A 19847-nucleotide genomic window follows, 5' to 3' on the forward strand; every position below is an offset into this window, starting at 1 on the left:
TGAGTCCCTTCCAAGCTCGCTGTACAACGAACGATCAAGACCGCTGAGCGTTCGATGCGAGCAATTCCTTCAATATCGCCGCCGGGTCGGCTCGTCGTTGCTGACGATAATCACCGACATGGCGAACGAATAACGTCGCGCGCGTCACCAGGCTCTTGCCCAGTACCGGCTTGCGCTCCAACTCTTCCTTGATGCGTTGAAACTGCGCCTGGATCACGGCATCGGTGTAGCGCGTGCCAGTCGCCAGGTTGTCGATGTAGATCGCCACCGCGCCGTCCAGCGCGCTGCGGCCGTTGTCGATCGCCATGGCGAACAGCTTGGCGCTGGCCTCGTCCTTGGCGTCCACGGCCTGCTGGCGACTCTTCTGCAAATTGGTCAGGCGAATGTTGTAGTTGTTGACGGTCTCGGCCACCAGGGCCGCCGACTGGATCAGGTTGCCGGCCGCTTCCTCGCGCTGTTGGGCGATGAGCGAGACGTTGCGCTTGAGCTCTTCGTTGACCAGCCCCAACTCGGCTTGCAAACGCGGATCGACGCTGGCGGCAATGATGCTGTCCAGGCGTTTGGTCGGGTCCTGGGCGTCGTCGATGGCATCGGTCAGCGAAGCCAGCCGACCTTCTTTCTGCCATTGGGCAAACAGTTCCTTGTAGCGCGAACGGGGCGCCGACAACGCACCAATCGCGACCCGGAACCCGGTGGTTTCGTTGTTTTGCTCGGTGCCGTCGGCGGCGAACAGCGAGTACTCGCGGCGCATCCCGGTGAACAAGGTGCCCTCGCCTTCCAGGTAATTGCCGCCCTTGACCACGAAGCCGCCGTAGGTGCCCTGGCGGCGTCCGGCGTGCACGAGCTGGAAGGACTCCTGGACCATCTCGGCGGCGTTGCCGATCACGTCGAACAAGCCAATGGGGTTTGGCAGTTTGGTACCGATCGGCATCAAGCGCGCGGCCTGACCGGTGCCGCCGGCGACCTGATTGAAGACCGCCCAATCGGCCAGCGGTCCGTCGCTTTCGCTGCCGTCCAGGCGCCGGGGAAACAGGCGCCCTTCCAGGTCCTGACGGCTGACGGCTTGCCCGCCACGGGCAGCAAATTCCCATTCGACTTCGGTCGGCAAGCGCACAAAACCCAGCCCGCCCTCCTCTGCCGAGGTGCCGCGACCGCTCACCGGCAGCAGGTCCTTGTGGTATTTCATTAGCCAGGCGCTGTACACCGCCGAGAAGCGTTCAGCGTCGAATCGCGACAGCTTCACCTTGGGCAAACGCCCGGCCATGCCTTGCGGAATTTCAGCCTGCAACGCCTCGCAGGCTGGCGCTGGTTCACCGCTGGCCAACGATTGCGCCTGGGCCATGACCTGCGCGTATTGGCGGGCGGTGACTTCGTATTTGCCGATGAAATAGAGCATCGGTTTGAGCGGGGTGTTGGCGTCGGTCTTGGGCATCAACGGGGAGATGCTCTTGCTCCAGTCCTTGGGCAGATCCTTGAGGGTGAACTGGCCATTGATGAAGTCCCGGCGATAACCGGAAATGAACGACTGCTGATAGCCGGCCTCACCTTCGCTGAACGGGTAACCGAGGCTGATCTCGCGGTCGTCCAGACTGCCCTGGGCCAGGATGTAGACGTAACGGAACACCATCTGCCCTTCGCACGGCAGCGGCAGGCTGACGTCATCGGGCAATGGCTTGGGGTTGTCCAGCTTGTCGGTGCCTTCATCAGCCCAGACCATGCCGGCCAGGCTCAGCGCCATAGCGGCGCCCAGTAACTTATACATCTCGGATTCCTTCACACGCCTGGATACGCGCCACTCGCCAGCCACCACAGAGCGCCGCCACGGCACTGACGCCGAGCACTGCCGCCAGGGCCAACGCGTAGTGATGCGCCAGCAGATGGCTGGCGTATTCGCCCGGCATCTGCGCAAATAAATGGTTCAGGCCCGATTGCGCCAGGCCATACAGCCCGGCACTCAACAGGGCGGCAAGGCCGGCGCTGTACAGCGCCTGCACCACCACAAACAACAGCAACGCCGCCGTGGAAAACCCCAGCAAGCGCAGCACCGATAACGCTCGACGCTTGCGCTCGACCGCCGCCAGCGCCCCGGCAAAAATCGCCGCGAACGCTCCCGCCACGGCCAATCCGGCGATGATCCAGAACACGATCGACAAGTTGCGGCTCAGCGATTGCACTTGGGCGATGGCCTGGGCCTGGGTCGAGACCAGCAGGTTCTGCGCAGCGAAGTACTGACGCAGCGGTTCGACATCCTTGAGGCTGCGGGCGTACAGGCGAAACGCCGGATACACCCGCTGCTCCATCGCGCCCACCGCATCACCTGGCCAACCGAACGCAGGCACGGCGCGGCCATCCCGGTAATCTTCAGCCGCCTCCAGTAACGTCAACGGCGCAAATAATCCGTCCCGGGCGAAGGCTTCCAGCGGCAGAACCTGCAGAACTTGAACGCGAGTGCGCTGCGCCTCGCCACGACCGGCCACCTGCCGGCCAAAACTGGCCTGCAACCAATCACCGGCCTTGGCCCCGAGCTTTTCGGCGGCGGTCTGGCTGAGCAGCACCTGATCCAGCCCTTGGGGCATCGGCAGACTGCCGAGCAACGGATCGTTGGCGGCGGTGGGGATCATTTCCACAGTCACCGTCGAAGCGCCAGCGGTCAGATCCGCTGTCGCGGCAATCTGCCGGGTGCGCGGCAAGGCGAACGACACGTCGCTGCGCTGGCTCAACTGCTCGATAAACGCGGCACTGAACCGGCCGCCACCCAGGGGGATGATCTCCCGGGTCGCCGGGTCGTTCTCCAGGCGCTCGGTCAAACTGCTGACCAGGCCGAATTTCAAACCGAACAGCACCAGCAGCGGTGCGATCACCGCCACCAGCGCCAATACCGAGCAGGCCGACAGCCAGGCATCGTTGCGGTAATCCTGCCAGGCCAGGGAAGCCACCAGCGCACCGCGCATCAGCAGGCCTCCCCAAGGGTGGCGGTGACACCGCCATCGACGTCGCGATGACAACTGATGCGTCGCACCTGCAAACCGCTGGCGCGGGCCAGTGACTCGTCGTGGGTGGCAACGACGCAGCACACGCTGTGTTCACGAGCCTGGGTCACCAGTAATTGCATCACGCGTTCCGCGTTCAGCGGATCGAGGGCAGCGGTCGGTTCGTCGGCCAACAGCAGGCGCGGCCCATGGGCCAGGGCGCGGGCACAACTCACCCGTTGCCGTTGGCCGACGGACAAGTCGCACGGTCTTTTGCCCAGTTGATCGGTGATATCCAACGCCCCGGCCAGGCGATCCACGCTGCCGTCGTCTTTCAAGCCGAGCAGTTGGCGCGACAGGTCGATGTTGCCGCGCACGTCCAGAAAATCCAGCAGGCCACCGGTTTGCAGCACGTAACCCAAGTGCCGGCTGCGCAGGTTCGCCAGGGCACTTTGCGCATCTGCGCGCCACAGCCCGGCAATGTCAGTCGTGGTTTGGCCGGACGCAAAATCAAACTGCCCGGCCTGATCCGGCGCCAGCACCAGCGCCAGCAAATCGAGCAACGTGCTTTTGCCGCAGCCACTGGGACCGACCACCGCCAGTTGCTCACCGGCACGCAGTTGCAGCCGTGGAATCACCAGGCTGTAGCGCTGGCTGCCGGCGCCCCGGCTTTTGTGTACTGCGTTCATGTTCAGCATCACGGCAGCGTCGACAATGGAACGCGGTACAAGGCATCACCCGGTTCGGCATCGCCGAAACGCACCCAGTTGGCCAGGTCGTTGTGGAAGGTTTCGTAGAGGCGGATTTTCGAGTCCAGCTCGTCGATAAAGTCCTCCTGCTCGGCCACGCTCAGGGAAAGCCACAAATCCTGGGTCATGTTCAGCGACTTGCTGCGATAAGGCAGTCCTTCCAGGTACTCACCCAGAACCCCGCCATCGGCCAGATTGCCGCCCTTGCGCAAGGCCGAGGGATCGCGACTCATGTAGGCACTGGCACTGGCGATTTCCTGGAAGAAATTCTTCGGTGAGGTCTGGGTCTTGCGGGCGGCGTCGACGATCAGTTTCAGCGATTGCTGCAAGTCGTTGAGCTGCAGTTTGGTCAGCATCACGCACACCTGGAACGCCGGCAGGGCCGGGTTGGTCAGGTCGCGGTCGGCGGTCCAGGCGCTGACCAGTTGCGGCGCCTGGCTGGCGGCTTTTCGCCCCAGGAAGTCCATGTGCATCGCGTAGCCGACGGCCGCCGATTTGTCGGCCAGGCTCGGAGCAGCGCTCAGCAGCGGCACGGTTTGTGACTTGTTGCTGCGCACCTGATGCACCAGGTCGGCAAACACCGAACCGATCTCGTCCACCCGCTCACCGAACTTGCGCACATCGGCGCCCGGCACCGGGATGTACAGATCGCCGATCTGCGGGTTGGCGTCGGCGGTCAGGGTGCGATACTGACTTTGCGCACCGCCATGGGTTTTCTTGCCGGCATCGCTGAGCAGGTGCAAGGCGTAGATTTTGATCTGTTTGCCCAGTGCGGCCTGACGCACTTCGGCCTCGTTCATTTGCGTGGCGGCATACGGGTCGTTCTTGCGCAACGCACCGGCATCGGTGACCAACAGAATCAAGCGTCCGCCATAACCGGACCAGTCCATGCCCTCGACCGCTTCCATCACGCCGGCAAACGCATCTTCATTGAACGAATGGCTCGAAACCGTGGACGCCTTGACCTGCCGCGCCAGGTCCATGAAGCGCTGTGGGTCGCGGCCCTGGTCCAGGGTGATCAAGGTTTTGGCGACGTATTCCAGGCCAGGGGTTTTCTGGATGCTGTTTCGAAACCCCACCAGGCCAAAGCTGACACTGTCCAACTCGCCCCGCTCGGCAATGCGGGTTTGCAGTTGGTGCACCACGTCACGGACCTGATCGATGTAGGGCTGCATGGACACCGTGGTGTCGACGACCAACACCACAGCGGTGCGAAATGCATCGGCATTGGCGGCGCTGATCGGAGTGTTGCCGACAGTGGCCTTCGGTGCATTGCCGGGGTCGATGGACGCCACGTTCAGCAACTGCACCGGCTGGCCGTTTTCATCGAAGCTCTCGCGCGAATCAAAGATTGGCAACAGATAAAACTGGTTTTGCGGCACGGCGCTGGCGGTCGGTTCCAGGGCCAGTACGTGCTGATTGTCTTCACGGTTCTGCTGGGCCTTGAGCAACAGGTTTTTTGCAGCCGACGGATCGGCCAGCAGCCGCTCCACTTCGCCGGGCTGACGCAGGAACATCACCGGCGCACGGCCGGAGCGTTCGGTGAACTTGAGCACCAGGCTTTGCTTCCAGTCGCTGACTTGTTCGGCTGGCAACCAGCCGTCACTGCGCCCGTCGGTGGCGACGCCGACGCGTAGCCACGGGCTGCCGGCCACCTCTTGACGCTGATAGACGTACAGCACGGAAAATGCCGGCAAGGCCTTGTCAGGTGCTGCCCCCGGTTCACTGGCGAGTTTCGCTCCCGGCTTGCTGAGCACCCGCTGGAACAAGGTTTTTTTGCCGGCCATCAGCAGCGGGCGCTGACCATTATCGACTTCTGTCGCCACAGGGGGGTTCACCGGTGGCGCCACGGCTGGCGGCGGTGTTTTGACTGGAGGCGCTGAAGCCACTGGCGCATTGGCGTCCGCTTCGACGTCACCGGACAGCCACCAATAACCCGCGCCGCCCAAGGCCAGCACCACGGCTACCGCAACAGCGGCAAGCGCGAACACCGGTCCCTTGCGCTGCTCCGAGGCCGGGGATTGCGGCGTCGACTTCGCCGTCGGCGCAACAGGCTTGGCTTGGGGTTGTGGCTGTGCGGGGCTCGTCGGAATGTCGATGGACACCGGCGTCAGTCCCGCCAGGTCATTGTTCATTGGAAGGGGCAACGGCCGGATCGTGGTCGCTTCAACCGATTCCCCGGGCAGATTATCCAGCGCCTGCAACAACGCCTTTGCATCCGGGAAACGCTCGGCCGGATCCTTGGCCAACAGCTTGCGCAGCACCTCTTGATAACGGCCGTGGTGCACCGGCAGCTCCGGCAGCGGTTCGGTCAAATGCGCCAGGGCCGTAGAGAGCGCGTCGTTGCCGGTGTACGGCAGTTTGCCGACGAGGATTTCGTAGAGCACCACGCCCAGGGCATAAAGATCGGCCCGGCCGTCAATGTCCTGGCCGCGCGCCTGTTCCGGGCTCATGTAGCTGGGCGTGCCGACGGCGAAACCCGCTTGGGTGAACTGGGTGCGGTCGTCCAGCGACTTGGCGATGCCGAAGTCCGAGAGCACCGCTGTGCCATCGGCGCGGAACAGAATGTTCGCCGGTTTGACGTCGCGATGAACCAGCCCCAGCCCGTGGGCATAGCCCAGCGCCGAGGCGATCTGGCGGATGTAGATCAGGCCCTGCTCCGGCGTCAGGCCGGCGGCAATGCGCTCCTTGAGCGTGCCATTGGGCAGGTATTCCATGGCCATGTAATACAGCTCACCGACATTGCCGATGTCATGGATGGTGACCGTATGCGGGTGAGACAGGCGCGCCAGGGTTTTGCCTTCGCGCAGGAAGCGCTCGCAGAAACTCGGATCGGCTGCCAGCGCGGCGGCCATGACCTTCAACGCCACCTTGCGCTCCAGCGAGCGTTGGGTCGCCAGGTAAACGCTGGCCATGGCGCCCTCACCGATCTCACCGTCGATGTCGTAGCCCGGGATCAGAATGTTCGCGGTGAGGTTCATGAAGGCACCTTCACGACGATGACGGTGATGTTGTCCGGAGCACCGCGCATCAGGCCCAGGGACACCAGGCTGCTGGCGATTTCCCCTGGCTCGTCGTGGCCCAGCACCTCGCGGATCTCATGATCTTCAACGGTCTTGTTCAGCCCGTCGCTGCACAACAGGTAACTGTCGCCGGGCTTCAACAGCAACTCGACCATCGCCAGCTCCAGCTGTGCCTGGACCCCGATAGCGCGGGTGACAATATTGGACCGTGGGTGCACCCGGGCTTCGGCTTCGCTGAGCAGGCCGCTGTCCTGCAGATCCTGGACGTAGCTGTGGTCCCGCGAGATGCGTTTGAGTCGGCCGTCACGCAGGCGATACAAGCGGCTGTCACCCGCCCACAGGCACACCCCGCGCAAGTCACGCGCCGCCATCACCACCACCGTGCTGCCCATCATGGTCACACCGCGGTTGGCGGTTTCTTCACGCACGGCGGCGTTGACCCGCAGCAGGTCGGTTTTCAACGCCGCGACGTATTCATCCAGCGAACGGCCCACAGCAATGCTACGCAGACTGTCGACAATCAGACTGCTGACGTAGTCGCCCGCCGCGTGCCCACCCATGCCATCGGCGACCACCCACAGGCCTTTTTGCGGCAGGTCCAGGCAAGCGTCTTCGTTAACCTGGCGGACCATGCCGACATGGCTTTTGCTTGCAGACTTGAGGGTCCTTCCCACGTTTGAACACATCTACACAACACCTTCTTGGCCGAGCAAAAATTGCGCAAAGTCAGCGGCGGCCGGCAGGCCCTGGCACCGCAATAAACCGGGGGCGATGCGCTCCGAACCCTGGCCCCACCACACACTGGCCCCTTCGCAGGCCTGTTCGGCGAGGGCGATCATTCGCGCCTGCGGATCGGTGACATCAAAGCGGTGCAGACCGGCAAAACGACCGCTCGGGGTGCGTCGCAGATAAGCCGGGCTGCCCAGCGCCTCCAGTCCTGCACCGAAGGCCTCGAAGCTTGCCTCCACGTTCAAGGTGCTCAACAGCAATTGCTCGACCTGTTCAAACCAGCTATCCGAACCGCCTATCACTGACGCAGGATCAGCGTCGTGATCCAGCAGCACCGCGACGGTCAGCGGAAAATACCGGCCAACTCGATCAATGCTCGGCATCACCACCCCCACGGCGGCCTGTGGCCCACACACACCGGGCGCGACCATAAAGCGCCACAGCGGACTGACCAGATAGGCATTCAGCCAACGGTCGCCAAGGCTCTGGCTGGCGAGCAGCCCCGCCGCCAGCCACGAATCCCAGGGGCCGATAAAACTCTGCGGCAAGCCACGGCTGACAAAGTCCCCACGACTGGCCAACTTTCCATAGAAGCCCGGCGTGCTCATAAGCGCTCCGGCAGGCTGAAACCGCTGAGCACACGGCTCTTGAACGGGTTGAAGGCGCTGTTGGCCCGCAGTTCATAAGAGGCGCTGGCGCCGTCGACCCGCAGCCGCAGGTTGAAGCGGTCCGGCGAGTTGCCGGCGGTCAGGTCCGATTGCTCGAGCAGGCGGAACCAGGCCCAGGGCCCGTCCAGGGTGATGCCGGACCGACCGCTGGCCGTGGGCGGCATGATCGAGATCCGCACCACGCCGATGCTGCCGGGGTTGGGCCATTGCATGGCGGTCGGACGGCTCGGGCCGTGGTCGTAGCTCAATTGCTGGCCGTCGAGGTCGAGCAAAAACTGGGTGATGGTGGAATCCATGGCCACGGGCTTGAGTTCGAAGCGCACCATCGGTTGGGTACCGCCGGAACGGAAAAACGCATCCCGGATGGTCGCTGCCCGCTGGAAGGTTTGCAGCACGCCCGGGGCGATGCCGAGCTTCTGCGCGGCGCCCGGTTGCCAGCGCCAGGCCTGGGTCGAGGTATCCACGTAGGGCTGCAGGTATTTGCGGAAGTAGTTGTCCATCACCCCGCCCACGCCGAAGAACTGACCGAAGTCGTCGAGGGTCGCGTCCCGTGCACTGCCTGGCGACATCGGATAACGCCCGGCCAGGGACTGGCGATAGATGTTCACCACTTCGCTGGTCCAGGCAGCGTTCAGTTGATTGCGTACTCCACCCATCATGCTGTTGGTGGTGGCGTTGACCACCGACTTGACCAGGCCCTGCACCAACGCCGGTTGACGCTCGGCGTTGAGGCTGACCCGCGTCGCCGCCGCTGCGGCCTGGTTCTTGGCTTCGCCAAGCAAGGCGTCGCCGCTGGCACCGACCATGGCGCTGACCTGCACATACAGGGCGTTCATGTCGGCCAGCAGGCCGTCGATGGCTGCCGGCTCGCCTTCGTTCTTGCTGACGATGCGGTTGAGTTCGGCAAAATGCGCGGTGACTGGATCGTCACTGGCCTCAGGCGTGTTTTGCATCGCCTGCTCCTGGCCGAGCAAGGTGACCAGGCGCTCTTTGAGCTTGTCGACCCCACCCTCCACAGGCGCGCCCTTGGCCGCCAGCAGGCGTTCTTCCTGTTGCAGGTCGGTTTCCTTCGCCACCGCCACCAGCAGTTTTTTCAACGGCGAAGTCGGCCCGGAAATCACCCGCAGTACATCGGCGGCCTGGGCCACGCTGGTGATCGGCACGAAGTCGATATCAGCCAACAAGGCGTCCCACTGGCGCTGGTAATCCTGGAAATACAGGCGACGCACATCGGCGGCCAGGCTGGCGACGTTCTGTTGTTCTGCCTGATCGCGACCGAGCACCCACTGCTCCTCGGCCAAGGTGCCGGTCTGGTTCAGGCTGGTGAGCAAAAATCCTTGGCGGTAACCCTTGGCCGTGAAGAAGCCACTCAAGGGGTCGCCTAGCGGCTTGCCGCTCTTGCGGCTGAACACCAGCGCAGCATCGCGCCCGGCCGCTTCGTTAAGACGAAAGTCCGCAATGCCGTCCGGCAGTTGCTGCCGTTTGATCCGGTCGTAGACACGCTGGGCCACCGGCAGTTGTTGCAACTGCCGGCGCAAATCGTCGATCAGGCGTGGGTCGAGACGTGCGGTGGGCGGATGGCGTTCGAACAGCGCCTGCAAGTGCTCACCGAGGGCTACGCGCTGCTCGGCCGGCAAGTCGCGCGGCAGGCTGCGGTCCCAGTCCAGGGCGATCCACGCCTTGATGAAATCAGCATCGTAATGCTCACTGTCGGCGAGCATCAGGTAGGCCTTCAAGCCTTCGTAAAGGAAGTCCGAATTGCCGCCGCCGTGCAGCTGTTCCTCGATACGCGTGAGCAAGCGCGGCGCGAAGACCGCGATCAACAGCTTGCGATAGACGCTGCCGGACTCGGCTTCAAGCATGTCGCCCTGATACAGACCCAGGCCTTCGGCCCAGTTCGGCGCATCATCGGCCAAGTGCTTCACTGCGTTGAGCAAGGGCAACACGGCGAGCACGTCCCGCTGCGCCGGGCTGAGGTTCTGCACGGCCTGGCCCAGGGGCACGACTTTCTGATCGACTTGCGCGATATACGCCTGATTGGCACGGTAGCTGACCCACCACAAGGTCCCGACCACCAGCACCAAGGCTACGGTCGAGGCCAGCACGCCCTGGGCGATCCACTTGCGTCGACGTTCGACTTTCGGATTGACACCCACCAGCCCACGCTCGGCAAAGGCCACGGCGCTGAAGAGCTTTTCGATGAAGTAACTGCGCCCGGTGCCGTTCTGGCGCACCAGGTGCTGGCGGTCCAGGTTCATGCTCTGGGCCATGGAGCCGATCAGCCGGTCAATCGGGCTGCCTTCCTGGGTGCCGCTGGTGAAATACACCCCGCGCAACAGCGCCCGCTCTTCAAAGGCGTTGGGTTTGAACACGCCCTCAAGGAAGCTTTGCAGGCAATCCTTCAACGCGCCGAACTGCTGTGGAAAACCGTAGATCAGATCGCGCCGCGCCGGGTCGCGTTCCTGCTGCAAGCGCTCCACCAGCCGATCATTCAGGCGTTGCTCCAGACCGGCGAATTCGCTTTGCAGATGGGCCAGCGGGCTGTCATTGCTTTTGCCGTCATCCAGAGCGAAGGTCATGCCCCAGACCTGGGCTCGCTCTTCCTTGCTCAGGGTGTCGAAATACTCCATGAACCCAGGCACCAGATCGAGCTTGGTCAGCATCAGGTAGATCGGGAAGCGCACGCCCAGTTGGGTGTACAGCTCCTGAATGCGCAGGCGTATCGCAGCGGCATGGGCGGCGCGTTCGGCGTCGCTGCCCAGCAACAGGTCGGAGAGGCTGATGGCGATAAATGCACCGTCGATCGGGCGACGGGCCCGCTGTTTTTTCAACAGCCCCAGAAAGCCCAGCCATGCTGCCTTGTCGACCGTCGCGTCGCTGTCCTGAGTGGTGTAGCGGCCTGCGGTGTCGAGCAGCACAGCCTGGTCGGTAAACCACCAATCACAATTACGCGTACCGCCGACGCCGCGCACCGCACCGGCGCCCAACTGCGCGGCCAACGGAAAATGCAGCCCGGAGTTGACCAGCGCCGTGGTCTTGCCCGAACCCGGCGGGCCGATGATCACGTACCACGGCAATTCGTAGAGATTGCGTCGTTCGTCGCCGCCCAGCTTGGCTTTCTTCAACAGCGTCAGGGCTTCGTCCATGCGCTGGCGGAGGGTTTCGAGCTCTTCAGCCGTAGCGATGCTGGTCGGGTCCGGCGGGGTTTGCGCCGCCAGACTGCGCATGACTTCGGCGGCCTGACGGCTGGCCTGGATGATGCGAAACACTCGATAGGCGATCCACACCGCGAATACCAAAATGATCAGCGTCCAGCGCCGGCCTTCGGGCACCAGGAGTTCAAGCAGCGGCCCGACAAACCAGATGATCAGGCTCAGGGCGATCAGCCCCAGCAACGGAATGACCCAGCGAGTCATAAAACTGAAAAACGCCTTCACTCGACCCCCTCCGCCAACACTGTGATTTCGACCCGACGATTGCGTGCGCGGCCCTCGGTCGTAGCGTTCGAGGCCAACGGCTCGGTGTCGCTGCGGCCTTCGGCGCTGAAGCGCTCGGGCTGGCCGGTCTTGGCCGAAAGGATTTGCAGCACCGAAGTGGCCCGCGCCTCGGACAACGCCCAGTTCGATGGAAACCTCAAGGTGGCAATCGGGCGATTGTCACTGTGGCCGGTCACCCGGACCTGGCCCTTGACCTTGCGAATGGCATCGGCGATGCGCAGCATCAGCGGCTGGAAATTGTCGACGATACTGGCGCTGCCCGAGGCGAACAGCTCATCGCCACGGATGGTCACCACTGAACGGTCAACGGCATCTTCCACGGCCACCCGGCCGGCCTTGATTTCATCAGCGAGAAAACCGGCCAAGCGTGGCCGCTCGACCAGTTTCGGCTGCACCACCGGACGGTCGATGGCCTGCACCGGGATCTCGCCCAGCGCATGAATGTTTTTAAACACCGGCTCGGCATCGGCGGCCAGTTTCAAGCGCAGGCCGAACACCAGGGCCAGCAGCAACGCCACGCCGATGGCTACCGCGATCCATGGCGGCATGAATTGCGCCAGTCGATCGCGCGCCACGGTCACGCCGCGCCAATGGGGCGACAGTTCACGCTCATATTCGCCACGGGCGCTGCGGATAACCGCACTGGTGCGCTCACGCAACGCCTCCAGTTGGCTGCGACCATCATTCATGACCCGATAACGCCCTTCGAAACCCAGGCACATGCACAGGTACAACAGCTCCAACAGATACAAACGTTCGCGGGGGCTTTGCAGGCAATGTTCCAATAGCTGGAACACCTTCTCGCCGCCCCAGGCCTCGTTATGCACGGTGATCAGCAGGCTCTGCTTGCCCCAGTCGCCGGTGCCACCCCACGGCGTACTCAACACCGCTTCATCCAGGGCGGTGCACAAGGCGTAACGGGCCAGCAACACATCGTTGCGCACCACGCCGGCGGCCTCGGCGCGCTCCTCGAACTGGCGCAGGTAGGCCAGTAGTTGCGCCCGCAGACTCGCTGGTGCCGGGTGGGCAATGGTGTTGCGCAAACGGGTCAGCAAAGCCAGCAGCGGGCCCGCGGCGCTCTCCAGGGGGTTGAGACCTTCGGCTTTACCGGTCAACAGCGGCGCGGCCGGCATCGACAGTGGCGCGGGCTGGGCGCGGCCAGGGTCCGGGCGGGCCGGCTCGGCGCCACGGCCACCGGGTGTCGGCATGAACTGGGTACGATCGTCATTATTCATCGCGGTCTATCCTCGGATCGCCCAGAAAGCCAGGTTCAACCCCGGGAACTGACCCGCGATGTGGAACGCAAAACCGCCGGAGTTGGCCAGTTGTTGCCAATGCTCGCTGCCCCGGTCGAGTTCGTAATAGGTGGAGCCGGCGTGATAGGGAATCTGCCGTGGCGCCACCGGCAGCGGCAGCAGGCCGATGCCCGGCAATTGCAGGTTGACCATGTCGCGAATGTGTTCCACCGAGCCGATTTTGCTCTGCAGGCCGAAGCGGCTGCGCAGGGTCTCGGCAGGTACATCGGCGCGCACCACCAGGATAAAACTGGCGTTGTCGAGCAGGGTCTTGTCAGCCAGCATGGCCACATGAATGCCATAGGCTTTTTCGACGATCGGAATCGGCGTGGCCTTGCTGTCGATCAGCATCGACAGTGCCTCACGCAGGGCTTGCATCACCGGGGCAAAACTCAGCGCGAGGTCATCATGCTGGTACTGCGGGAATTCCTGCGGTCGCCGCCCGGAAGCGGTAAAAGTCGAGAATTCCCCGGCCAGGCTCACCAACTCGCTGTAGAACCGCTCGGGATGCAACGGGCTCAAGTGGCTCAAGTGCTGGATCAACGGCTGGGCACGGTTGACCAGTTGCAGCAGCATGAAGTCGGCAATCTCCGAGGCACCGCCGGCACCGGACGCCACCACCCGCCCGGCGAGCGCTTCGCCACGCTGATGAAGCAGGCCCAATAGCTCGTTGCGAAACGCAGCCAAGGGCGTGGAGGCGACCACATCCAGCAGCGGCGGGATGTAAGTGTCATCGAGCACCAAGGCGCGGTCGGCGCGTTTCTCCTTGATTCGCACCAGGCCGATGGCGGCGTAGTCGCTGATGCCATCCTGGGCGACCAATAATCGCAGTGCCCTCGAACCCACGGCCACCGGCGCCTGGTTTTCGAACGGCGCGTTATCGTCCCGCACTTCGCGCACCTGACTCACATAGCGTGCAGCGCCCAGGGCCTCGCCTTCGTCAACGGTGTCACGCGCACCGGCGCGCTTGAGCGGCAAGGCCAGGTACACCAAACCATCGCGCAGGTTGTCATCGATATTCAGCGGGCTCGGCGCCAGGTCATCCTGGGGAATGTTGAATGGCGTGCCGTCTGGCAACAGGCCCCGCGCCGAGATGATCGCCAGTTTGCCCTGGGCCAGCAGGCCCTGGTCGATCAGCAACTCAGAAAACCCCCAGGCACCGGCCGACAATGGGCGACTCCGGGCGTCGATGAGGTTCTCCAGGTAACGGTCATGCTGCTGGAAGTGCTGCGTTCCAATGAACATGCCTTCCGACCAGACCACGCGATTGTTCCAGGACATGGGGGCTCCGATTGTTTATTGGGCAGGGCTGGATGGGGAAACCGCGACGGCGCTGCGCACGGCTCGCACGTCGAGGCTGATCTGGTATTCGGTGTATTGGCGCGGCGGGACGTTCATCACCGTGCGCCACAGCGACTGATCCAGCTCGCGATACCCCACCAGCACGCCGATATGGCGGGTGGCCGGATCGAGGTCGCGCTGCAGACTCAACTGCTGGCCAGGCTGGATCAGCACTTCGTCCTGGTCGATCAGATCCGCACCGAGCGTCGCCTGGGCTCGTTCGGCCAATGCGAAATAATCGGAACGACCGAAGGTGGCGGCATTCTTCAATTCGAAAATGCGCACCCGGACCGGGGCCGGCTGGCCAGTGGCTCCGGGGTTGAGCCCGGCGATGGCGTGAAAGTGCAACTCGACGGCGGCCGTGTCGGCCTCAGCCTCTTCGGGCTGGGGTTTGGTGGCCTCCTTGGCACACGCGGTCAGCAGAAGCGCGGTGGCGACTGCGAGTAAAAACCTGTGAATCATCCTGCGTCCTCAATGACGTTTCAGCTATCCGTTGTTCCGTTCTTTGCTCTGAATGCCGTTATGCAACGGCCACGCTCAGCGGCGGCGTTGCCTGGTACTGTGTTCTTCGTAGGCACGGCTGAATTCCCGACCAAACAGGTCCTGGAAATCCTCCTGGGCCTCACGGGAAATATTGCTGTAGAGCTCGGTGAACTGCTGCCAGTACTGGGCCTGTCGTGAACCATTGAAAATGCTCGACAGGCCACCGGGCTTGCCCATGCGCTCTTCCAGTTGTGCCGGCTCGAAACGCGCCAACAGGTGCTTGATCGCAGCTTCCACACCGGCCATCACCGCCAACTGGTGGGCACGCAAGTCATCGAAGCTGTCGCGCACCGCCAGGTCCGGCGCCATGAACGCTTGATTGGAGTGGCGCAACAGCAGCAGCAAGGCCTCATCGACGTTGGGAGCGAATTTCAGCGGGTTGTTTTCCACCGGCTGAATCATCGTCTGCTGAATGCGAAACTCGCCCTTGAGGCTGCTGCGGGCGCGCAAGACATCGATCAGGCCTTCGACCATCAATCGATAACTGCGGCCGATGTTTTCCATCTGCGCTTCGGCCTGGGCCTTTTCCAGCCGCACTTGATCCAGCCCCGCGCCGCGCAGAAAGGCTCGTAACAGGTCGGGTTGCGAATGGTCGACCGGGCCGGGCGGATTGACCGGGTGTTCGACGATAGCCACGGGGGGTTCGTGCCGTGGTGGCGGCTCGACCGGTGCCTCGATCGGTACGCTGACTTGAGGCGCTGGCGGCGCAACCTCTGCAACAGGCGAAGGAGCGACAGGCAGGGGCGCAACCGCCACCGGCGCGGGCTTGTCGCTGAACAGGTCCCAATCTTCCGGAATCACCGGGGCTGGGGCTGGGGCTGGGGCCGACGCCAGCGGCACAGGCTCGGCCATGGGCGTCGGGTTGGGGATCGGGGTCGGTGGGCGGAAGTCGTGCTGCTCAGCCGGAACATGGTCGGACTGAGTGGCTGGCGGGATGCTGCTCGGTGCCAGAAAGTCGAACAAGTCCGGCAGCGTGTCCATGGCCGACACACCCTGGAAATGTGCAGGTGGTGTCATGGGCGACGATGTCGGCGTAGCCACGACGGCGCCCTGACGCCCCATCAGAGCCTCGAAACTGTTGGACGAATCGGCAAAAGGGTTGCTGTCAGTCACCGGCAGATTGAAATCGATGCGCGCCTGGATTTCATAATCACCTATGCGGATAACTTCCCCATCTTGCAATGGCTCGCTGTTTCCTTTGCGCAGACGAATGCCGGCCTTAACCAATTCCACACCATTAGTGCTGTTATCGGTTAAATAATACCGGCCATCTTTATATTGAATAACGCAATGCTTTCCGGAAACCAAGCGCTCTGGATCGGGCAATACCCAGTCATTATCAGAATTACGGCCAATTGCCAACGCTCCCCGATCCATGGATTTTTCAGAGCATTGACCAGGGGTAATCTTGTGATAACTAGTGATAGTCAAACACAGCGGCATCTTGCCTCCTTGCTGCACACTTTGCGCGCCGGCGAATGACGGGATAATCCCCGCGGAACTCGCCGACAAACCTTGCAAACAACCTCAAAAACAGCTTTTTACCAGCATATTTGCTGATCTTAACCGGTTTACGTGACAAAAAACCTGCGTCAGTACCTTCCTGGACCTACCGGTCGCAAGGGTTGTTAAGCACCTCACATCTGTCACACAGGAGAAATAGCTTACCTTGACAAGCCATAAGTACTACACCAAAAATGAACAACTTTCTTGAATGGCAATGATGGCACTTTAAGATCACAGAAGATCCAAAGGGCCATTACACACAAGGAAACATGCGAAGTTCCACTTGGAACTAACGTGTGAAGTGCCCGATTCTGTCGCGGGCGATAGGGAGATCAATTTCAGTGGAAGTGCCTTTGCTGCTCGCCGCCGTTTCCGCGACTTCGCCTTGTGGTGAAGATCTGGAATACGACGCGGACTTTTTGCGCCTGGAACGCGATTCCCAAGGCCAGCCCGAGCGCAGCATGGGCGATTCGATATTGCCTGCCGAACCGCCTGAATGGCGCAGCATCCAGCAGCAAAGCCTGGATTTGTTGCAACGCAGCAAAGACCTGCGTATCACCCATTTCCTTTTGCAAAGCTCCCTTGCCCTGGAAGGTGTCACCGGCCTGGCCCGCGTCCTGACGCTGATCAGCGAATTGCTCAAGCAATACTGGGCCGACCTGCATCCACGCCTGGATGCCGAAGACGACAACGATCCCACCGTGCGCATCAACGCCCTCGCCGGCCTGGCGTCCGATGCCACCATTCGCCTGCTGCGCGAAAGTATCCTGGCCCGTTCGCGAACCTTTGGCGCTGTCAGCCTGCGCGCCGCCGCCAACGCCAGCGGCCTGCAAAGCTTCCCTGACGAAAACCTCGGTGCCGAACAACTCGCCGGAGCGTTCCTCGACAGCGATCCCGAACAGTTGGAGATCATCCGCAAAGCCTTGCACGAGGCCCGTAGCGCCGCCGAGGCCATCGAGCAACACGTCAGCGAACAAGTCGGCTCCGCCCAGGGCGTTGACCTTGGCCCGTTGAAGCAACCGCTCAAAATGGCCTTGCAGATTCTCGGCCAGTTCGCCCCGCAGAGCGGCGACAGCCCCCTGCCCGATGCCATCAGCGACGACAGTGCCGCGCCGGTTGAATACCCCACCGCGCCAAGCGCGCCGCGCAACGCCAACGTCAACGCCAGCAGCGGCGAAATCAACAACCGTGACGACGTGCTGCGCAGCCTGGACCGGATTCTTGCGTATTACACCCGTCACGAGCCCTCCAGCCCCCTGCCGGTGCTGTTGAATCGGGCAAAGAATCTGGTGCACGCCGACTTCGCGGCGATCGTGCGCAACCTGATTCCCGACGGCATCAGCCAATTTGAAAACCTGCGCGGACCAGACAGCGAATAAAAGCGTACGGATCACGCAGTCACGTCACCGGCACCGCCGATGACGCCAACACCGTCGCTTAAGCGACCAGGAGCAGCAACGTGGCGAAGCAAAGTTCTCAGAAATTCATCGCGCGCAACCGTGCGCCTCGAGTGCAGATCGAGTACGACGTCGAGCTTTACGGCGCCGAGAAAAAGGTTCAGTTGCCCTTCGTGATGGGGGTTATGGCTGACCTCGCCGGCAAGCCCGCCGAGCCTCTGGCACCTGTGGCCGATCGCAAGTTCCTTGAAGTGGATGTGGACAACTTCGACTCCCGCCTCAAGGCCATGCAGCCACGCGTTGCGTTCCACGTGCCCAACGAGCTGACCGGCGAAGGCAACCTGAGCCTGGACATCACCTTTGAAAGCATGGACGACTTCAGCCCGGCCGCCGTGGCGCGCAAGGTCGACTCGCTGAACAAGCTGCTCGAAGCGCGCACTCAATTGGCCAACCTGCTGACCTACATGGACGGCAAGACCGGTGCCGAAGAAATCATCATGAAGGCCATCAAGGATCCGGCGCTGCTCCAGGCACTTGCCAGTGCGCCCAAGCCCGCCGAGCCTCAGGCTTAATCAGGACGAATGATCATGACCGATCCAGTACGCGCAAACGCCCAGACACTGGGCACCACCGAAGAAGCCAGCGAGTTCGCCTCCCTGCTGCTGCAAGAATTCAAACCCAAGACCGAACGCGCCCGCGAAGCCGTCGAGACCGCCGTGCGCACCCTGGCCGAACAGGCCCTGGCGCAGACCGACCTGGTGTCCAACGATGCCATCAAGTCGATCGAGTCGATCATTGCCGCCATCGACGCCAAGCTCACCGCCCAGGTCAACCAGGTCATCCATCACCCGGAGTTCCAACAACTGGAAAGCGCCTGGCGTGGCTTGCACTACCTGGTCAACAACACCGAGAGCGACGAGCAGCTCAAGATCCGCGTGCTCAACATCTCCAAGACCGACCTGCACAAGACCCTGAAGAAATTCAAGGGCACCGCATGGGACCAGAGCCCGATCTTCAAAAAGATGTACGAAGAAGAATACGGCCAGTTCGGCGGCGAACCTTACGGCTGCCTGGTGGGCGATTACTACTTCGACCAGTCGCCGCCGGATGTCGAATTGCTGGGCGAACTGTCGAAAGTCTGCGCCGCCATGCACGCGCCATTCATTGCCGCCGCATCGCCGACCGTGATGGGCATGGGCTCGTGGCAGGAACTGTCGAACCCGCGCGATCTGACCAAAATCTTCACCACCCCGGAATATGCCGGCTGGCGTTCGCTGCGTGAATCGGAAGACTCGCGTTACATCGGCCTGACCATGCCGCGCTTCCTGGCACGCCTGCCGTACGGTGCCAAGACCGACCCGGTGGAAGCCTTCGCCTTCGAAGAAAACACCGACGGCGCCGACAGCTCCAAGTACACCTGGGCCAACGCCGCTTACGCGATGGCGGTGAACATCAACCGCTCGTTCAAACACTTTGGCTGGTGCTCGCGCATTCGTGGCGTGGAGTCTGGTGGTGAAGTGGAGAACCTGCCGGCGCACACCTTCCCGACCGACGACGGTGGCGTGGACATGAAGTGCCCGACCGAAATCGCCATTTCGGACCGCCGTGAAGCGGAACTGGCGAAGAACGGTTTCATGCCGCTGCTGCACAAGAAAAACACCGACTTCGCCGCGTTCATCGGCGCCCAGTCGCTGCAAAAGCCGGCCGAGTACGACGACCCGGATGCTACCGCCAACGCCAACCTGGCCGCGCGCCTGCCCTACCTGTTCGCCACCTGCCGTTTCGCCCATTACTTGAAGTGCATCGTGCGCGACAAGATCGGCTCCTTCAAAGAGAAGGACGAAATGCAGCGCTGGTTGCAGGACTGGATCCTCAACTACGTCGACGGTGACCCAGCGCACTCCACCGAAACCACCAAGGCCCAGCACCCATTGGCGGCGGCCGAAGTGATTGTCGAAGAGGTGGAAGGCAACCCGGGGTATTACAACTCTCGGTTCTACCTGCGCCCGCACTATCAGCTCGAAGGTCTGACGGTGTCGCTGCGCCTGGTATCCAAGCTGCCTTCGGCTAAAGGCGCGTAACACCGCCCTTGATGTGATCGCTCCCACGCTCAGCGTGGGAACGATCAGA

14 protein-coding genes are annotated in these 19847 nt (G+C 62.6%); 3 read left to right on the forward strand and 11 right to left on the reverse strand.

Annotation, left to right across the window (positions count from 1 at the left end; translation table 11 throughout):
* Nucleotides 1–34 precede the first annotated feature (34 nt).
* The 11 genes from PSH69_RS29300 to tagH form a co-directional block, all read right to left on the reverse strand.
* On the reverse strand, nucleotides 35–1762 hold the full coding sequence (locus tag PSH69_RS29300; protein ID WP_305410541.1) for an SUMF1/EgtB/PvdO family nonheme iron enzyme: 1728 nt from the start codon (nucleotides 1760–1762) through the stop codon (nucleotides 35–37).
* Nucleotides 1755–2951 (reverse strand): ABC transporter permease, encoded by a 1197-nt coding sequence (locus PSH69_RS29305; RefSeq protein WP_305410542.1) that lies wholly within the window; start codon nucleotides 2949–2951, stop codon nucleotides 1755–1757. The genes PSH69_RS29300 and PSH69_RS29305 overlap by 8 nt, the downstream gene beginning before the upstream one ends.
* Nucleotides 2951–3667, reverse strand: coding sequence for an ABC transporter ATP-binding protein (locus tag PSH69_RS29310; RefSeq protein ID WP_305410543.1), 717 nt, complete (start codon nucleotides 3665–3667; stop codon nucleotides 2951–2953). The genes PSH69_RS29305 and PSH69_RS29310 overlap by 1 nt, the downstream gene beginning before the upstream one ends.
* The gene (locus tag PSH69_RS29315) at nucleotides 3667–6699 is read right to left on the reverse strand and encodes a serine/threonine-protein kinase (protein WP_305410544.1); all 3033 of its coding nucleotides are present in this window, start codon (nucleotides 6697–6699) and stop codon (nucleotides 3667–3669) included. Before PSH69_RS29315 ends, PSH69_RS29310 begins: the two co-directional genes overlap by 1 nt.
* A complete protein-coding gene (locus PSH69_RS29320) occupies nucleotides 6696–7415 on the reverse strand; it encodes a PP2C family serine/threonine-protein phosphatase (RefSeq protein WP_026345928.1) in 720 nt (239 codons plus the stop codon). Before PSH69_RS29320 ends, PSH69_RS29315 begins: the two co-directional genes overlap by 4 nt.
* 12 nt (nucleotides 7416–7427) lie before the next feature.
* Nucleotides 7428–8078 carry a type VI secretion system-associated protein TagF gene (tagF, locus tag PSH69_RS29325; RefSeq protein ID WP_305410545.1) on the reverse strand — a complete coding sequence of 217 codons (651 nt, stop codon included), beginning with the start codon at nucleotides 8076–8078 and terminating at the stop codon, nucleotides 7428–7430.
* A complete protein-coding gene (gene tssM / locus PSH69_RS29330; RefSeq protein ID WP_305410546.1) occupies nucleotides 8075–11575 on the reverse strand; it encodes a type VI secretion system membrane subunit TssM in 3501 nt (1166 codons plus the stop codon). Before tssM ends, tagF begins: the two co-directional genes overlap by 4 nt.
* Nucleotides 11572–12870 carry a DotU family type VI secretion system protein gene (locus tag PSH69_RS29335; RefSeq protein ID WP_018927422.1) on the reverse strand — a complete coding sequence of 433 codons (1299 nt, stop codon included), beginning with the start codon at nucleotides 12868–12870 and terminating at the stop codon, nucleotides 11572–11574. The genes tssM and PSH69_RS29335 overlap by 4 nt, the downstream gene beginning before the upstream one ends.
* A gap of 6 nt (nucleotides 12871–12876) precedes the next feature.
* On the reverse strand, nucleotides 12877–14211 hold the full coding sequence (gene tssK / locus PSH69_RS29340) for a type VI secretion system baseplate subunit TssK (protein WP_305410547.1): 1335 nt from the start codon (nucleotides 14209–14211) through the stop codon (nucleotides 12877–12879).
* Nucleotides 14212–14226: 15 nt separating this feature from the next.
* Nucleotides 14227–14733, reverse strand: a complete 507-nt coding sequence (tssJ, locus tag PSH69_RS29345; RefSeq protein WP_305410548.1) for a type VI secretion system lipoprotein TssJ — start codon at nucleotides 14731–14733, stop codon at nucleotides 14227–14229.
* A 75-nt stretch (nucleotides 14734–14808) separates the two neighbouring features.
* On the reverse strand, nucleotides 14809–16257 hold the full coding sequence (gene tagH, locus PSH69_RS29350) for a type VI secretion system-associated FHA domain protein TagH (protein ID WP_305410549.1): 1449 nt from the start codon (nucleotides 16255–16257) through the stop codon (nucleotides 14809–14811).
* 404 nt (nucleotides 16258–16661) lie between these two features.
* On the opposite strand from tagH, the gene tssA reads away from it, so the two are divergent.
* From tssA to tssC, 3 genes are all read left to right on the forward strand, one after another.
* Complete coding sequence (tssA, locus tag PSH69_RS29355; RefSeq protein ID WP_305410550.1) at nucleotides 16662–17699, forward strand: type VI secretion system protein TssA; 1038 nt, start codon at nucleotides 16662–16664, stop codon at nucleotides 17697–17699.
* Between the two features lie 80 nt (nucleotides 17700–17779).
* Complete coding sequence (gene tssB, locus PSH69_RS29360; RefSeq protein WP_007894500.1) at nucleotides 17780–18289, forward strand: type VI secretion system contractile sheath small subunit; 510 nt, start codon at nucleotides 17780–17782, stop codon at nucleotides 18287–18289.
* A 15-nt stretch (nucleotides 18290–18304) separates the two neighbouring features.
* Entirely contained in the window at nucleotides 18305–19798 is a 1494-nt protein-coding gene (gene tssC, locus PSH69_RS29365) for a type VI secretion system contractile sheath large subunit (RefSeq protein ID WP_305410551.1), read from the forward strand.
* The last annotated feature ends 49 nt before the right edge of the window (nucleotides 19799–19847 follow it).

It is taken from the genome of Pseudomonas sp. FP1740, assembly GCF_030687165.1.
Lineage (GTDB): Bacteria > Pseudomonadota > Gammaproteobacteria > Pseudomonadales > Pseudomonadaceae > Aquipseudomonas.

What these genes read in the sequence shown, in the direction of transcription:
- tssC (WP_305410551.1), top strand. Translation starts at nt 18,305, where the DNA reads ATGACCGATCCAGTACGCGCAAACGCCCAGACACTGGGCACCACCGAA.
- PSH69_RS29305 (WP_305410542.1), bottom strand. Translation starts at nt 2,951, where the DNA reads ATGCGCGGTGCGCTGGTGGCTTCCCTGGCCTGGCAGGATTACCGCAAC.
- tagF (WP_305410545.1), bottom strand. Translation starts at nt 8,078, where the DNA reads ATGAGCACGCCGGGCTTCTATGGAAAGTTGGCCAGTCGTGGGGACTTT.
- PSH69_RS29335 (WP_018927422.1), bottom strand. Translation starts at nt 12,870, where the DNA reads ATGAATAATGACGATCGTACCCAGTTCATGCCGACACCCGGTGGCCGT.
- tssK (WP_305410547.1), bottom strand. Translation starts at nt 14,211, where the DNA reads ATGTCCTGGAACAATCGCGTGGTCTGGTCGGAAGGCATGTTCATTGGA.
- PSH69_RS29315 (WP_305410544.1), bottom strand. Translation starts at nt 6,699, where the DNA reads ATGAACCTCACCGCGAACATTCTGATCCCGGGCTACGACATCGACGGT.
- PSH69_RS29310 (WP_305410543.1), bottom strand. Translation starts at nt 3,667, where the DNA reads ATGCTGAACATGAACGCAGTACACAAAAGCCGGGGCGCCGGCAGCCAG.
- tssJ (WP_305410548.1), bottom strand. Translation starts at nt 14,733, where the DNA reads ATGATTCACAGGTTTTTACTCGCAGTCGCCACCGCGCTTCTGCTGACC.
- tagH (WP_305410549.1), bottom strand. Translation starts at nt 16,257, where the DNA reads ATGCCGCTGTGTTTGACTATCACTAGTTATCACAAGATTACCCCTGGT.
- PSH69_RS29300 (WP_305410541.1), bottom strand. Translation starts at nt 1,762, where the DNA reads ATGTATAAGTTACTGGGCGCCGCTATGGCGCTGAGCCTGGCCGGCATG.